This window comes from Sulfitobacter pacificus (assembly GCF_030159975.1).
Lineage (GTDB): Bacteria > Pseudomonadota > Alphaproteobacteria > Rhodobacterales > Rhodobacteraceae > Sulfitobacter > Sulfitobacter pacificus.
This window is the reverse complement of sequence record NZ_BSNL01000001.1, coordinates 3368235-3383206: the sequence shown is the minus strand read 5'-3', so window position 1 is coordinate 3383206 and position 14972 is coordinate 3368235. Positions and strand designations below refer to the sequence as shown.

The following is a 14972-nucleotide window of genomic DNA, read 5'->3' as shown; positions in this document are numbered from 1 at the left end:
TACCTTGGTTTGCACTCAGATAAGCGTGCCGCGACAATATTGCAATCAACGCCTGATGGCCACCCGCGCTGCAAGCCACAGCACCAACATCATTGCAAAATCCACGGGCAACCATGCGCGCAGCGCCGCGGTGTCATCCATGCCGAAGGGCGCAAGGTAAAGCGCCAGACCAGACAGGTCACCCGGCAGGGAAAGAACCGCCATAGCCGCCACATTGTTCCACAGATGCACAGCGATGGCAGGGCCAAGCGACCCGGACCGCGCCGTCAGATCCGCCATAAATATGCCGAAGACACCGGCCCAGACCACAATCAACAGGGCGTTCTCCCCTGCTGTCTCAGGCTGATAATGTGCAATCGCGAAGAGCACAGAGGGCAGCACCATCCACACCCATGGTGATCGAAACCGCGCCGCCAGCTGTTGCTGGACATAGCCGCGAAAGACAATCTCCTCGGCACTGACCTGAAGCAGGATAAAAACCAGCGAAGGCACCAGCAGGGTCAGCCACCGGCCAAGCGCCATATTGGGCACATATGGCTCCCCCATGTCCCAGGGCGGCAGCACAAGAACCAGCGCCAGAACCGACAGAACCGCAAGTGATACCAACCTGAAATCACGCCTTAACAGCGGCAGCGGGCCAAGCAGGCTGAGGAACGAGCGATCTTGTAACAGGCGCGCACTGATCCCCACACCCACAGCCATGAAAACAAAGCCGAACAGCAGAATATACATCGTTAGTGGCGTTGATCCGGTCATGATGTCAGTCAGAAACTGTGGGTCATTGGAGCCAAGCCCAAGCACCGTCTGAAAATAGATCTGGTTCAACGAGAGATAGACAAAACCGGCCACGATCAGGCCCACCCCGAAACGCCAGAACGCCGGATGTCGTCGTGCGGGGGCAATGAACCCCTCGTGCAGGCGATAGGCAGACATCACGGACCCTCGGGTGGCGATGCAGGGGGTGTCGGCGGGCGTAGGTCGCGGGGTATTTCCATGTTTGAGGCAATCAACAGTTCAGCAGCGCCGGTCAGATACCCCGCAACCGTGCGCAACAGGCTAAGCAGAACAACCCTGTCGCTTTCGATGACAGAGCGAAACTGCTCTGCTCCAATACGCAAAAACCTGACCTCTTGGGTGGCGATCAGGTCCAATTGGCGCGGCTCGTCCAGAATGACTGCCAGATCACCGATCAATCGTCCCGGCGTCACATCCGAGACATGGCGCATCTTCCCGTCGTCATCCACATTCCCCAATTCGGCCAGCCCCGACAAACACAGATAGACCGCATCCGCCCGTTCCCCGGCAGAGAATATCCGCTGCCCCGCCTCTGCCGTGTACCACTGCGCGGCAAAGGCCAGCAGACGCTGATTGCGCCGGTCAAGCGAGGCAAACAGATCGTTGCGCGAAATGATCCGCAGCTTGCGGCGCAAGTCATCCGACCCTGAATCCGCCTGATCAAGCTGATCTGCGGTTTCGACCCCGTCAATCTGGCCATTGTTAATCGCGACATGCATGTCGAAATCCTGCGGCGCGGCAAAGGTGTCGTTGATGTAAATCTGCGTGGTTTCTGGCAATAACACTCTCAGGCGGTCACGAATGCGGGCCTGTGCCTCTGCGTCTTTGCCAACCAGCAACTGGTTCAAAACCAGCACATCCGGGCGTTTGATCACAGCCCGACCAAAGGCCGCACGTTGCTGGAAAACGGCGGGCAAATTCGCCCCCCCAATCGCCGTGGGTACGTCAAACAGGTTTTGCGAAACCAGCCTTTTCAGATCATGTTCAGACAGGACATCCGTCACCACATCGCGCACTAGATCCGCCTGCAACCCGGCCATGGCGGAGAACCGGCCATAGATCAGATTCTCCAGAATTGTCAGCCGGGGCAGATAGTTATCCGGCGTGACCGGCACAAACATCTCTTTCGCCTGTTCACGCAGCTGGGCCCCTTTGGCTTTTCGGATGCGCAGAATCTCATGTTTGAAACTTTCGGGAAAGGCGGCCCCGATCTGCTCGGCGGTCAGCGCGAAAGGCACCGTCAACAGCAGCGCAAATTCCTCTGTCGACAGGGCCTGATCCCCCTTGTCGCGGCGGCGATGAGCAATATCCACCAGTTGTTCATACAGCTGCTCCTCGATGCCCAGCGCGACAAACAGTGGATGGTCGGTGCCATCCCGGCCAAAGGTGCGGTGCAACATCTCGACCAGTGTCTGCGAAATCGCAATGCCCTGTTCGGCCAACCCCTGATCAATGATCATCGCCAGAAACCCGTGCTCGGCGGCCAGACCCACCTGGCTGATGTCGCGGCGTGGAGCTGCAAACATCAGGTTGCCGCCCAACGGGACCGCCGGGTTGAACTTTTCGGGATCAAATCGATGGATTGCCTTGTCCAGCCCCTTTGCAACCAGCCGGCGATGCACCTCACCGCGCAAGGCAACGATACGGCGGGCCAGTTCCGGATGTTTCTCCACCTCCATGCGGGCATCCAGCATCCGTTCGAATATTTCATCCGCTGTGCCCAGCGCCTCGGTGATCTCATACCAAAACGCAAAAATATCCTCATGGGTGTCCAGATCCGCGATCTCGGGGTCCAGCCAATTGGCGCGGGTGCTGTCAGGGCTGTTGCCAGAACGGCGCGCCTCAACGGTGGCGCGATCCTTGTGGCCGGGGTCCCATAACATGGTCTTGGGACTGGTGCGCAGCGGCATCAACAGGTTGCTGCCAATGTCGCCCTGAAACAAATAGGGCTGCGCCTGCGCATAACCGATCCGCGCGGCTACCACCGCCTGATGCAGACCGGACAGGTCATGCCCAGCAATGGCAATCTGCCCGCGTGACGGGTTGATCTCGCGGGTCAGCACCTCGGACAGCAGCGTCCGTTCGGTCTGATTGGTGACCTCCAATGCAACTGTGCTGCCCGCCGGAATTTTCAGGGTAATATCGCGCAAAACCATGTCACCGCTGTCATTTCGAACAGAAACATTGGACAGTTCGATATCCCCGCGCAGATGCGGCATCTCCTCTGGGGTGCCTTCGAACAGGGCTGTGTCGATCATATTTGTCGGGGCAAAACGTTCGTTCACCACATCCCAACGCAGGGCCATATCCTGTGTCTGATTGTAATAGGCCAGCAATTCCTTCCACGGGTTGCTGAGGTCCTTATAGGCCGCAAGCGCCGCCACCAACGCGCCCACAGTGATCTCTCCCTTGATCGCCAGATAACCACCCACAGCATAAAAGAAAAACGGCGTCAGCTGGGTGATGAAGTTGTTGAGAAACTTCATAAAGAACTTCTTCTGGTAGATCCGGAAGCGGACCTCGAACAGCCGCCCCAAACGATCCGTGAACCCCGCCAGCCGATACCGCCACCCACCATTGGTGCGCAGATCCGTGATCCCTGCCGCTGTCTCGCCGATCTCTGAGGCGAAATGGCGCACCTCTTTGATACGTTCCTTGTTCAGCAGATTGATCTGGCGTTGCAGCATCGGGATCAGCCAGGCCTGCAAGGGGATCAGCGCCACACCAGCCAGCCCGAACCACACCGATTGCAGGAACAGGAACATCACAATGATCAACATCTGCCCTGCCTGAAACACCGGTTGTGCCACCGCATCCCCCATCAGCCCGCCCATCGGCTCGGCCTCAGAGGTCACCATCGACACCAATTCCCCTTGGCTGGTGTTCTGAAAATAACTGCGCGGAAACCGCATCATCCGGCTGATCAACTGATAGCGGAACCGGCGCAGCAACCGCTCGGCCAGCACACCTTTCATGGTGTTTAACCGCATCTTGAGCACGCCATGCACCAGCACCGCACCCAGATAGCCGAAACACAAAAGCATCAGAAACTGCACCTGACTGACCGGGGTGCCAAAAACCTCGATCATCCCGGACTCTGCCCCGATAGCATCATTGATGATACGTTTGGGCAGTTCCAATGTGGCGTAAAGAAACGGAAAGGTGAAAAGCGTAAAGGCCAGCAGGATCATCTGTTCGCGGCGCGAATACTTCCAGATAAAGGAAAAGATGCTGCGTTCCATAAAGGGGTCTTTCGCTGGGGCTTTCCAGTAACTAGGCCCGCCGCCGCGTCATTACAACATGACCACTTGGTCTTGCAGCACCGCCGCCACCCGACTATTCCGGTAAAAACGACTTTCAGGGAGCCAGGCCATGTCCACCAACCAACGTTTTGACAAATCCAAATTACCCAGCCGCCACGTCACCGAAGGGCCCGCACGCGCGCCGCACCGCTCGTATTACTACGCGATGGGCATGACGGATGTAGAGATTCACCAGCCTCTGGTCGGCGTGGCCACCTGCTGGAACGAGGCCGCCCCCTGTAACATCGCCCTCAACCGTCAGGCACAGGCCGTGAAGGTCGGCGTGAAACAGGAACAGGGATCACCGCGCGAATTCACCACCATCACCGTCACCGATGGCATCGCGATGGGCCATGAAGGCATGCGCTCTTCGCTGGCCTCGCGCGAGGCGATTGCCGATACGGTTGAACTGACCATGCGGGGCCACTGCTATGACGCGCTTGTCGGTCTTGCCGGATGTGACAAATCCCTGCCCGGCATGATGATGGCGATGATCCGTCTGAACGTGCCTTCCGTTTTCATGTACGGTGGTTCGATCCTGCCGGGCAAAGCGCCCGAAGGCGCGGATGTACCTGCCGCCTTTGCGGATCGCGACCTGACCGTGCAAGATATGTTCGAAGCGGTTGGCAACTGGCAGGGCGGCACCATGACCGAGGCCGAGCTGGAAATCCTTGAGCGCGTCGCCTGCCCTTCTGCCGGTGCCTGTGGTGGCCAGTTCACCGCCAACACCATGGCCTGCGTATCAGAGGCAATCGGCCTTGCGCTGCCCAACTCCTCCGGCGCACCTGCACCTTACAAATCGCGTGACGAATATGCCGTGGCCTCTGGTGCTGCGGTGATGAACCTGATCGAAAAGAACATCCGCGCGCGCGACATATGTACCCGCGAAGCCTTTGAAAACGCGGCCCGCATCGTCGCCTGCACCGGCGGCTCTACCAACGCAGGTCTGCACCTGCCCGCCATGGCGCATGAGGCTGGCATCGAATTCTTCCTTGAAGACGTCTGCGAAATCTTCCGCGACACACCGCATTTCGTCGATATGAAACCCGGCGGTGCCTACGTGGCAAAAGACCTTTATGAGGCAGGCGGTGTGCCTGTGGTGATGAAGGAACTGCGCAAGGCGGGTCTGATCCACCTCGATTGTCTGACCGCAACGGGCTATTCCATGGGCGAGGAACTTGACCGGATCGAGCGCGAGGCAGACGGCAAGGTCATTCACGCCATCGACAACCCGATCAGCAAAACCGGCGGCGTTGTGGGTCTGAAGGGTAACCTTGCCCCCGAAGGTGCCATCGTGAAAATCGCTGGCATGGCAGAGGACGACATTGTCTTTACCGGCCCTGCACTGGTGTTTGAATGCGAACAGGATGCCTTTGAAGCGGTGCAGAACCGCACCTATTCCGAAGGCGATGTTTTTGTGATCCGCAACGAAGGCCCACGTGGCGGCCCCGGCATGCGCGAAATGCTGGCGACCACGGCGGCGCTCTCCGGTCAGGGCATGGGCAAAAAGGTGGCGCTGATCACCGATGGTCGTTTCTCCGGCGCGACCCGCGGTTTCTGCGTTGGCCACGTTGGTCCAGAGGCCGCGATGGGTGGCCCCATCGGTCTGCTGAAAAATGGCGATATGATCACCCTGAACGCCATCGAAGGGTCAATCTCGGTTGATCTGTCGGACGACGAACTGGCCGCCCGCAAGGCGGCATGGTCCGGTCCGCGTGAAACCAACTATGCCTCCGGTGCCTTGTGGAAATACGCTCAGCTGGTTGGCCCGACCTATCTTGGTGCGGTCACACATCCCGGCGGCAAGGCGGAAACCCATGACTACATGGACCTGTAAAGGCGCCTTTGCGCTCCTTGCCCTGATCAGCCTCGCGGCCTGCGAGGACGGTCAGGGCGGAGCGTTCCTGCAAGGGTTGGACGGCAATAGCTCCAATAAACCCGTGGCCCTGTCTCAAGCCAAAATGGCCTTTGGGACCGTGACCTTGGTTGCACCAGAAGGTTTCTGCATCGACAAAAGCTCGCTTAAGCAGAATTTTGCGCTGATGGCGCGTTGCGAAAGCCTTGGCGCGCCTTCGGCAGGGACTGGCGCGCCGCTCGGCATCCTGACCGCCAGCTTTTCCGCCGCCAGCGCAACGATTCCAACACCCGGTGAAACCGCCGCGGCCCTGCGCCTCGACGCGATCACCGACCCGGTATCGAAAGACCACAGCGTGACCTTTCGCGCCAGTGGTTCTCCCCCCGCCCAAGGGCTCAGCAAGACACATTGGCGCGGCACCGCCCGTGTCGGCTCTCAGATGATGGCGCTGGCGTTTTATGGTCCAAACGGCGGACGGGCCGTTGGTGCCGAAGGGCGCAGCGTTCTGAACCGGGTGATCAACAGCCTTACGGACGGCTAATCGTTTCGCAATCCGCAACACCTGTGGTTTTTGCCGCGGATTGTTGCCAATCTGTTGAATGCACGGTGTCGTCCCGATAGAGTCCTTACAAAACAACACAATCCACCAAGGCTCGCACAAACATGTCCAAAATCTCTTTCAGTTTTCTGGACGGCAAGGTTTTCTCACGCAATTTCCAACGTTGGGCCAAAGCCGCGCGGCGGGCCTCCGAGACAGAGCTGCCGTTGCTGCGGCGTCAACGCACGCGGGCGCGCGCCCTGCGCACCCATCTGGACAAGCTGATCCACACAGCGGACGAACGGCTGGCCCTGCCGATGATCGGCTCCACCAGCTTTCCCAAACCGCATAACACCGATTGGGCCTGGCGGCCCGAGTTATGGCGCGGGCCACTGCCCACACCTGGGCTTTCGGCGGTGCAGACCAAATCAATGTTGGGGGATGAGGTCACCCTGTTTCACGACTGCGAATTTTCGGAACTGACCCTGCGCCAGCTGCGCAACCTGCGAGAGGCGGACCTGGCACCCTATGGTCTGCGGTTGGATGTTTTTCAATTCGACGGCTCGTTTTTATCGCTTGTTGTCGATCTGCCGGAGGATGGCACCAACGGATTGAAACGCACCCATCTGCTGCGCATGGATGCGATTGTCGAAATGGAAAAACCATTGGAGATCTTTGCCCGCCTCAACATCAAACACGGGCCGAACACCGAACAGATCGTACGCGAACTGCCGCTGAACGAAGAAAACCACAGGGTCGAGTTTGATCTGGCCTATTCCAACCTGAATGAAAAACGGGTTGAACGGGCGTGGATTGATCTGATCTTTGAGGGTCCACAAATGAATCAGGTGATCCTGCGGGATCTTACCTTCTCGCGCCGCCCGCGCGCGCATCTATAGGAAGGGCCGCACCCCATGTCACAGCTGCAACTGACCAAAACCAAAATGAAAGAAGGTGTCTGGCAAGGCATCATCACCGGCGGTGTGGACGAGGACAAACCGCGCATCGAGGTGACACATGAAAGCACCAAGATCACCGATTTTGTGATGACCCATAACCAAAGCGCGGATCACTGGACGCTGTCCGTTCCGATCCCGGCACAGGCGATTGCCGACGGGGTGCAGACGCTGATCATCCGCGACGTAGAAGCGAATGAGAAAATCGGCCACATCACCCTGATCGCGGGCGAGGCGCTGGCCGATGACATTCGCGCCGAGATGGACCTGCTGCGGGCGGAGCTGGACATGCTGAAAAGCGCCTTCCGCCGCCATTGCGTCGAAACCACCTAAGCCCTCAAACCTAAGCCGCCGCTTTGGCCTGCTTGCGCCAACCCGATGGGGTCTGGCCGGTCACCCGCGCAAACTCACGGTTAAAGTTCGATTTGGTCGCAAACCCTGCCTCAAGAGACACCTCAAGCACGGTTTTATCTGTCTCCAGCAACAGCCTGCGCGCCTCATCCACCCGGAAATCATTCACAAATTGCGACAGGTTCACACCGCGCAGCCGGTTGACCGCATTCGACACCCGTCGATCCGGCAAGCCCAGCCGCCGCGACAGTTTGCGCAGGCTCAGCTCTTCGTTGCGGTGCAGCCCCTCCTGCTCGAACAGCGCCGTCAGGCGGGCAATAATCTCGCTGTCTTCCTCTGTGGCTACCGGCGGTTCCGGCAGGGCATCCTCTGGCGCGGGCTCTGCCGCCGCACTCTGAGCAAAGGCGGCGGAGAGGCCAATCACAAGCACAAACCCGGTCTGCACAAAAGTGACAATCAGCGCCGCATGACGCCCCTCGTTCTGCACAAAATCATAGATCAGATAGATATCGGTCACACTGGACGCGACCAATGCCAGCCCGGTCAGCCGCATCGCGTATAACACCCCCGTTGCATCCGATATCCGCGACAGCGGCAGGGCATCACTACCGCCCCATGACAACCGCAACAGCAAGACACCAAACCCCAGATAGGTCAGCAGGATCGGCACATCGACCAGCATCGGCTGCACCAGCCAGATCAGCCAATTCACCGCAATCACCCCCAGCGGCCACAGGTTGCGCCGCGACAGCGTATCCGCCAGCGACAGATAGGCAAGATAGGCAAAGACCGGCAAACAGGGCGCCAGCAGCGCAATCAACGGCGCGACACCTTCAATGTCATACCCCCAACGCAGGCAAAGCAGCAGCGACTGCACCGTATAAAACGCCACCACCAGCGCAAACAAGCGATGCGCCGTCACCGTCATGTCGCGGGTGACCCACAGCCGGACAAGGACAAAACACAATGCAAAAGTAGCAAATAACGGCAAGGGCACAAAAAGCATGGCAGCGGATCATCCATCGGGTTTCACCCCCTGCATATCCTTGATCGTGATGCAGGACGACCTGAAACGCGTTTCAGGACGCCCGCAACGCCCCCTTTCCCTAGGTCCGGTGCATCACTTCCACTTTCGCCAAAAGGACCACGATCATGTTCAATGTCAAAACACTCGCCAGCACCGCCGCCATCTTTGCCGCTTTGGGTGCCGCTGCATGGGGAGGCTATGAAATCACCCGCCCGCCTTATGCGGGCACAACCGGTTTTACCTATGGGGCCGCTTTTGCTCCGGTGCGCGAGACAGAGGTGGATTTTCACATCTGGTATCCTGCTCAACCGGGCGGGCGTGCCGTCACCGTGGGGGGCAATGGCGTGTTCCACGGCACGCCGGCTGGCCGCGATGCGCCCCACGCCGGCGGCAAACATCCCTTGGTGGTGATGTCACATGGGGCAGGTGGCAATGCGGGACAATTCGGCTGGATCGCGGCGGCCTTGGCCAAGGCGGGATTTGTTGTGGTGCTGCCAAACCACCCCGGCACCACAACCGGCAATGCCTCTGCAGAAGCGGCGGTACGGGTCTGGGAGCGGCCCAAAGATGTATCAGCCGTTCTTGATGAAATCACCGGCCACCCCGACGCCTATCCTTTCATCGACACAACCCGCATCGCCAGCTTGGGGTTTTCAGCGGGCGGATATACCGCAATGGCCCTGTCCGGCGCGCGGGTGAACCCCGATCTGTTACAGCGTTTTTGTGACGAAACCGATCACGGCATGTCCGATTGCGCCTTCCTTGCGCATTTCGGGATTGATCTGCACAAATTTGATCTATCACCTGCCGCACAGGACCTGACCGATCCCCGCATCAAGGCGTCTGTGATTGTCGATCCGGGCATCGTCGAAACCATGACGCCGGAAAGCCTGCAACAGATCGAGACCCCGATGTTTGTGATCAATCTCGGGGCCGAAGAAACCGTGCCTCTTGGCGTTTATGCCAAAGAGGCCGCCGCGCTGATCCCGCAGGCGCGTTATGCAGCGGTGTCCGATGCGGTCCACTTCAGCTTTCTGGCACAGTGCAAAGCCAAGGGCGCTGCAATTTTGGAGGATGAAGGCGAGTTGGACGCCCTGTGCGACGACGCAGGGGGCCGCTCACGAGCAGAGATCCATGCGGAGTTAACCCAGATGATTGTCAGCAACCTGCAATCGGTATTTTAGGGGCAAGCAAGAAAGTAAAAAGGCGGCAAGGGTAACACCCTGCCGCCTTTTTTGTTTTTAGTATTAGATCACAAGGATCACTCTTTCGGCCCCAATGCGGACAATCCCTTGAGAATATCAATCGCATAGGCCAGTTGATAATCCTCTTCGCGCAGATCCGCCGCTTTCTCGGCCTTGGAACGGTCTTCAAGGATCTGTTTGACCTCATCCTCTGTCAGGCTGTCATTGTTCAGACTGCCCCGCAAATCCGCCTCAGAGCGGCGCGGGCGCAGAAGGCTTTCTTCCTCTTCATCCGCTTCCGGTTTCAAACGCGGCTGCTCCACGACGATGTCAGGGGATACGCCCAGCGCCTGAATCGACCGGCCTGACGGCGTGTAATACCGCGCCGTGGTCAAACGCATCGCGCCGTTGCCCCGCAGCGGCATCACCGTCTGAACAGATCCCTTGCCGAAACTCTTGGTCCCGACAACAATCGCGCGACGATGATCCTGCAAGGCACCGGCAACAATCTCAGATGCCGACGCGGACCCGCCATTGATCAGAACCACAATCGGCTTGCCTTGGCTCAGATCACCGGGGGTTGCGTTCACACGGTCGCCATCCGCCAGCTCGCGGCCACGGGTGCTGACGATCTCGCCCTCCTCAAGGAAGGCATCCGAAATCGCGATGGCCTGATTCAGCAACCCACCGGGATTGTTGCGCAGATCCAGCACGATACCGTTGATATTCTCGATACCACCCGCCGCTTCAACCTGCGCCTCAAGGCCCTCCTTCATCTTCGGATAGGTCTGTTCGTTAAAGGTGGTCAAACGCAGCACCGCCGTTTCGCCCACGGTGCGCGCTGTCGCCGCGGTCAACTGGATCGTGGCGCGGGTCAGCGTCACATCAAACGGCTCGGCTTCGCCCTCACGCACCACGGTAATGACAATTTCAGACCCCACCGGTCCACGCATCAATTCAACCGCATCATCCAGCACCAGACCCAACAGGGTCTCGCCATCCACATGGGTGATGAAATCGCCCGCTTCGATGCCCGCTTCATCGGCTGGCGTGCCGTCAATCGGCGACACCACTTTGACAAAGCCCTCTTCCTGCGTGACCTCAATACCCAGACCGCCGAACTCGCCACGCGTCTGTTCCCGCATCTTGGCCGCGTCCTTGGGCGACAGATAGCTGGAATGCGGATCAAGCGAGGTCAACATGCCGTTGATCGCCGCCTCGATCAGCTCGCTGCTATCAGTCTCTTCGACATATTGGGCGCGGATGCGTTCAAAAATATCGCCAAACAGGTCCAGCTGCTCATAGACATTCTCTGTCTTGGCACTTTCCTGCGCCAACAGCGGGGCCGCAATCTGGGTCGTGGCAATCACCCCCAGTACCGTGCCCCCAAGGGCCGCCATTACAAACTTCTTCATCTTAACTATCCATCCTCGTCCGTTCGGAACCATAATGCTGGATCCTGTGGCGTGTTTTCTTCTCTTACTTCTATATAGAGCGTTTCTGAACGCTCTGTGCCAGACCCTTCACGAAGGGGTGACAATTCTTCGCCGATTTCAGCGGTTGCACCCCCCATCAGCCCAATTGGTGTGCCTCCCGCAATCACCTGCCCTGCCTCACCGTAAACCACATCCAACCCCGCAATGACAAACAGCGTATTGGCCTGCGGTTCAAGAATCACCACATTGCCGAAATCCAGCAACCCGCCGATATAGCGGATCGTCGCGGCGGTCGGGCTGGTGACGATGGCGCCCGGACGCGTGGCAAGGATCAGACCGGGGCGTTTGACACCTGCCGCATCCGCTTCTCCCGCGCGTCGCAACACCAACCCTTGCGCCGGCAACGGCAGCTCCCCGATTTTCCCGTCCAACGTCACAGGGGCCGGTTCAACCTCATCCGTCACAATTTCGGACAAGCCGCTGGCAAACCCGTCCAGCGTTTCAGTCGAGGCGATCAGAATACCGGTGCGCACCGGGTCTGCGGTAAACCGCTTGGGCAAATCGGTACGCTCTGCCATTGCCTGATTAAGCGCAGTGCGGGCGGATTGCACTTCGGTCAACCCGGTCTGAAGCCGCTTGGCGGCATCGGTCTGCAAGGCCCGCAGGGTCTGCACATTTTCCAGATCCTGGCGCAGGGCATCCGCCCGCCGGTTCAACGCCGGTGTCAGCTCTGCCAATAACATGCCCGCCCGGGCGGTGCCGGTTGGCCCTTCGGGATGCAACAGGATGACGGGCGACGGCACCCCGCCCATGCTTTGCAATACTCCCAGCAGATCCGCCACTTCGCCATCGCGCGACGCCAGTTTGGCGGTCAACTGCGCCTCATTGATCGCCGCTTGACGCAGCCCGGCCCGCATCGCACCCAAGCCGGTTTCAAAGGCCTGTATGGTCTGGGTCAGGGCCCGCACCCTGTCGCGCGCGCCATCCGCCTGATCCAGCATACCCGATGCCGCTTCCAATGCGGATACCGCCGCGCGGGCCTGCTCCTCAATGGATTGCGCCGCCAGCGTGGCAGGCCAGAACAGCGTCAGAAGGAGGGCCAGATACTTCATTTGATCAAGGACACACCCGTCATTTCATCTGGCTGTTCCAACCCCATCAATTCCAACAGGGTCGGGGCCAGATCGGCCAACCGCCCGTCCCGCAAAACCGCGCCGTCAGGGCCACCAACCAATATAACCGGCACGGGATTAAGCGTATGCGCCGTATGCGGCCCGCCGGTTTCAGGGTCGATCATCACTTCGCAATTGCCGTGATCCGCGGTCACAATCATCGCGCCCCCCGCCTTTTCCAGCGCCTCCAGCGCACGCCCCAGCCCCGCATCCACCGCGGCGCATGCGGCCATCGCTGCTTTCAGATCACCGGTATGCCCGACCATATCGGGGTTGGCATAATTCACGACAATCAGATCATAACCTTCTTCAATCGCCGCGACCAAATGGTCACTCACCTCACCGCAGGACATCTCGGGTTGCAGATCATAAGTCGCGACATTGGGTGATTTCGGCATCTGGCGGGCTTCACCCTCAAACGCGACCTCCTCACCCCCGTTCAGGAAAAACGTCACATGGGGATATTTCTCTGTCTCGGCCAGACGGAACTGGCGCAACCCCTGTTTAGCCACCCAATCGCCCAAGGTATTGGCCAGCTCGGGCTTGTGATACATCGTGCTCATATAGGCCGCATGGGCCGTTGAATATTGCGCCATCCCCATCAGCGCCGCCCATTCAGGACGTGCACCAACTGCAAAACTGTCAAAGGCAGGATCGCCCAAGGCCGCCAAGATCTCGCGGGCGCGATCGGCACGGAAGTTCAGACAGAACAACCCATCACCATCCTGTGCGCCACCATATCCGCCCAGCACAGTGGCCTGAATAAACTCGTCATCCTCGCCCCGCGCATAGGCCTGATCCACCGCCCCCTGCGCCGTATTTTCGGGCAAACCTTCGCCGCGCAAAATCACCTGCACCGCTTTTTCCACCCGCTCCCAGCGGTTGTCGCGGTCCATGGCAAAATACCGCCCGGTGACCGTGACAACTTTAACACCCGCTGGCAGGGCCGCCTCCAACGCTTCGAAATACGCTTTGGCGGATCGCGGGGCCACATCGCGCCCGTCCGTCACCGCATGGATCACAAGCGGCACACCGGCATCATCCAGCGCACGCGCCGCCGCGATCATATGGCTCACATGCCCATGCACCCCGCCATCAGACACCACACCCATCAAATGGGCCGTGCCACCGCTTGCCTTCATCTTGCCAATAAACTCAAGCAAGGCTTCCTGCCGCGCAAATGTGCCTTCTTCAATCGCAAGGTCGATCTGCCCCAGATCCATCGCCACCACGCGCCCGGCACCAATATTGGTATGGCCCACTTCGGAATTGCCCATTTGCCCACGCGGCAGACCCACATCGGGCCCGAAGGTGGTCAATGTCGCATTGGGACATTCCCGCATGATCCGGTCCATTGTCGGCGTTTGCGCCAGCAAGGGGGCGTTGCCCTCGGACCGAGGGCTCAGACCCCACCCGTCCAGAATGCACAGAACCACAGGTTTAGGGATGTTCATTATTTTGCGCCTCAGCCGTTTTCCTTGCGCCTTTTACCCCCTTAGCTGCGTGGCGTGAACCGCTTATCCGAAGGTTGCGCAAGAACCGGATTGGCCGGGGCTGCGGCTTGTACAACAATCAGCGGGTTAAAGGAGTTCAGACATGCAATTCACCGCCCTGCCCACCGCCACCGTCAGCGCCCTGCAAAGCGACGCGACCGACGCTTATAACATGCCCTGCGAACGCAGCATCTCGGACGGGGCGGGCAATCCCTGCCGCCACTGCCTGTGCAACATACCCGAAGGTGCCCCCATGCTGATCCTTGCCCACCGGCCCTTTGACAGGCACCATGCCTATGCTGAAACAGGACCGATATTCCTCTGTGCATCCGATTGCCCCCGTGGCGGCGGAGGTGCAATGCCCGAGATCCTGACCACCTCACCCGATTATCTGCTCAAGGGATATTGCGCGCAGGACCGCATCGTCTATGGCACCGGCAAGATCGTCCCATCCGCCGATATCCCCACCTATGTCGAAGCTGTTTTTACCGATCCCAGCGTCGCCTACATCCATGTCCGCTCTGCCCGGAACAATTGTTATCAGTTGCGCATCGACCGGGGCTAACCAACCCTTGCCGCGCCAGCGCTGTTTGGGCATAACGAGGGGCAAGAAACAGCCTAAGCCAAGGACATCCCCATGAGCCAGCCCGCGCCAGAAACCAAGGTCGTGAACACCTACCGCATCGCCTGTGACGGCAGCGAAGGGGCGTTGGGCCATCCCCGTGTCTGGCTGCAAATCCCCAAAGACACCGGGTTTGTCGAATGCGGCTATTGCGATTGCAAATTCGTACATGCGGATTTTGAAGGCAAAGTTTAAGCGCTGAACTCATCTGCCTGCGGGTGGCGCGACGGCGGATGCGTTT

The 14972-nt window shown here is 59.2% G+C and carries 13 protein-coding genes; 7 read left to right on the top strand and 6 right to left on the bottom strand.

All coding sequences use genetic code 11. The features are described 5' to 3' along the window. Nucleotides 1–45: 45 nt before the first annotated feature. Nucleotides 46–933 carry a CPBP family intramembrane glutamic endopeptidase gene (locus QQL78_RS16885; protein ID WP_284375077.1) on the bottom strand — a complete coding sequence of 296 codons (888 nt, stop codon included), beginning with the start codon at nucleotides 931–933 and terminating at the stop codon, nucleotides 46–48. After that, nucleotides 933–4037: an ABC transporter transmembrane domain-containing protein gene (locus QQL78_RS16880; protein ID WP_284375076.1), complete on the bottom strand. Its 3105-nt coding sequence runs from the start codon at nucleotides 4035–4037 to the stop codon at nucleotides 933–935. The genes QQL78_RS16885 and QQL78_RS16880 overlap by 1 nt, the downstream gene beginning before the upstream one ends. Before the next feature lie 130 nt (nucleotides 4038–4167). Between QQL78_RS16880 and ilvD the strand changes: the two genes are divergently transcribed. The 4 genes from ilvD to QQL78_RS16860 all read left to right on the top strand — a co-directional run bounded on the left by ilvD (nucleotide 4168) and on the right by QQL78_RS16860 (nucleotide 7779). Then, nucleotides 4168–5934: a dihydroxy-acid dehydratase gene (ilvD, locus tag QQL78_RS16875; RefSeq protein ID WP_284375073.1), complete on the top strand. Its 1767-nt coding sequence runs from the start codon at nucleotides 4168–4170 to the stop codon at nucleotides 5932–5934. Beyond that, the gene (locus QQL78_RS16870) at nucleotides 5915–6493 is read left to right on the top strand and encodes a hypothetical protein (RefSeq protein WP_284375071.1); all 579 of its coding nucleotides are present in this window, start codon (nucleotides 5915–5917) and stop codon (nucleotides 6491–6493) included. Before ilvD ends, QQL78_RS16870 begins: the two co-directional genes overlap by 20 nt. 122 nt (nucleotides 6494–6615) lie before the next feature. After that, the gene (locus QQL78_RS16865; protein WP_284375069.1) at nucleotides 6616–7389 is read left to right on the top strand and encodes a DUF6478 family protein; all 774 of its coding nucleotides are present in this window, start codon (nucleotides 6616–6618) and stop codon (nucleotides 7387–7389) included. Between the two features lie 15 nt (nucleotides 7390–7404). Then, a complete protein-coding gene (locus QQL78_RS16860) occupies nucleotides 7405–7779 on the top strand; it encodes a hypothetical protein (protein WP_284375068.1) in 375 nt (124 codons plus the stop codon). 10 nt (nucleotides 7780–7789) lie between these two features. On the opposite strand, the gene QQL78_RS16855 is transcribed toward QQL78_RS16860, so the two are convergent. Further along, nucleotides 7790–8803, bottom strand: a complete 1014-nt coding sequence (locus QQL78_RS16855; RefSeq protein WP_284375067.1) for a helix-turn-helix domain-containing protein — start codon at nucleotides 8801–8803, stop codon at nucleotides 7790–7792. A gap of 146 nt (nucleotides 8804–8949) precedes the next feature. Between QQL78_RS16855 and QQL78_RS16850 the strand changes: the two genes are divergently transcribed. Beyond that, nucleotides 8950–10008, top strand: coding sequence for an alpha/beta hydrolase family protein (locus QQL78_RS16850; RefSeq protein ID WP_284375065.1), 1059 nt, complete (start codon nucleotides 8950–8952; stop codon nucleotides 10006–10008). A gap of 77 nt (nucleotides 10009–10085) precedes the next feature. On the opposite strand, the gene QQL78_RS16845 is transcribed toward QQL78_RS16850, so the two are convergent. The 3 genes from QQL78_RS16845 to gpmI are packed head-to-tail and all read right to left on the bottom strand — an operon-like array spanning nucleotide 10086 to nucleotide 14070. Next, the gene (locus QQL78_RS16845; RefSeq protein WP_284375063.1) at nucleotides 10086–11423 is read right to left on the bottom strand and encodes a S41 family peptidase; all 1338 of its coding nucleotides are present in this window, start codon (nucleotides 11421–11423) and stop codon (nucleotides 10086–10088) included. Between the two features lie 5 nt (nucleotides 11424–11428). Continuing rightward, on the bottom strand, nucleotides 11429–12556 hold the full coding sequence (locus tag QQL78_RS16840; RefSeq protein WP_284375061.1) for a murein hydrolase activator EnvC family protein: 1128 nt from the start codon (nucleotides 12554–12556) through the stop codon (nucleotides 11429–11431). After that, nucleotides 12553–14070, bottom strand: a complete 1518-nt coding sequence (gene gpmI / locus QQL78_RS16835) for a 2,3-bisphosphoglycerate-independent phosphoglycerate mutase (protein WP_284375059.1) — start codon at nucleotides 14068–14070, stop codon at nucleotides 12553–12555. Before gpmI ends, QQL78_RS16840 begins: the two co-directional genes overlap by 4 nt. A gap of 142 nt (nucleotides 14071–14212) precedes the next feature. On the opposite strand from gpmI, the gene QQL78_RS16830 reads away from it, so the two are divergent. Together QQL78_RS16830 and QQL78_RS16825 are read left to right on the top strand one after the other, a co-directional pair. Beyond that, a complete protein-coding gene (locus QQL78_RS16830; protein WP_284375058.1) occupies nucleotides 14213–14674 on the top strand; it encodes a DUF1203 domain-containing protein in 462 nt (153 codons plus the stop codon). A 72-nt stretch (nucleotides 14675–14746) separates the two neighbouring features. Then, complete coding sequence (locus QQL78_RS16825) at nucleotides 14747–14926, top strand: zinc-finger domain-containing protein (RefSeq protein ID WP_025043144.1); 180 nt, start codon at nucleotides 14747–14749, stop codon at nucleotides 14924–14926. Nucleotides 14927–14972: the final 46 nt, after the last annotated feature.

What these genes read in the sequence shown, in the direction of transcription:
- QQL78_RS16855 (WP_284375067.1), bottom strand. Translation starts at nt 8,803, where the DNA reads ATGCTTTTTGTGCCCTTGCCGTTATTTGCTACTTTTGCATTGTGTTTT.
- QQL78_RS16885 (WP_284375077.1), bottom strand. Translation starts at nt 933, where the DNA reads ATGTCTGCCTATCGCCTGCACGAGGGGTTCATTGCCCCCGCACGACGA.
- QQL78_RS16825 (WP_025043144.1), top strand. Translation starts at nt 14,747, where the DNA reads ATGAGCCAGCCCGCGCCAGAAACCAAGGTCGTGAACACCTACCGCATC.
- QQL78_RS16850 (WP_284375065.1), top strand. Translation starts at nt 8,950, where the DNA reads ATGTTCAATGTCAAAACACTCGCCAGCACCGCCGCCATCTTTGCCGCT.
- QQL78_RS16860 (WP_284375068.1), top strand. Translation starts at nt 7,405, where the DNA reads ATGTCACAGCTGCAACTGACCAAAACCAAAATGAAAGAAGGTGTCTGG.
- QQL78_RS16830 (WP_284375058.1), top strand. Translation starts at nt 14,213, where the DNA reads ATGCAATTCACCGCCCTGCCCACCGCCACCGTCAGCGCCCTGCAAAGC.
- QQL78_RS16840 (WP_284375061.1), bottom strand. Translation starts at nt 12,556, where the DNA reads ATGAAGTATCTGGCCCTCCTTCTGACGCTGTTCTGGCCTGCCACGCTG.
- ilvD (WP_284375073.1), top strand. Translation starts at nt 4,168, where the DNA reads ATGTCCACCAACCAACGTTTTGACAAATCCAAATTACCCAGCCGCCAC.
- QQL78_RS16870 (WP_284375071.1), top strand. Translation starts at nt 5,915, where the DNA reads ATGACTACATGGACCTGTAAAGGCGCCTTTGCGCTCCTTGCCCTGATC.
- gpmI (WP_284375059.1), bottom strand. Translation starts at nt 14,070, where the DNA reads ATGAACATCCCTAAACCTGTGGTTCTGTGCATTCTGGACGGGTGGGGT.
- QQL78_RS16865 (WP_284375069.1), top strand. Translation starts at nt 6,616, where the DNA reads ATGTCCAAAATCTCTTTCAGTTTTCTGGACGGCAAGGTTTTCTCACGC.
- QQL78_RS16845 (WP_284375063.1), bottom strand. Translation starts at nt 11,423, where the DNA reads ATGAAGAAGTTTGTAATGGCGGCCCTTGGGGGCACGGTACTGGGGGTG.
- QQL78_RS16880 (WP_284375076.1), bottom strand. Translation starts at nt 4,037, where the DNA reads ATGGAACGCAGCATCTTTTCCTTTATCTGGAAGTATTCGCGCCGCGAA.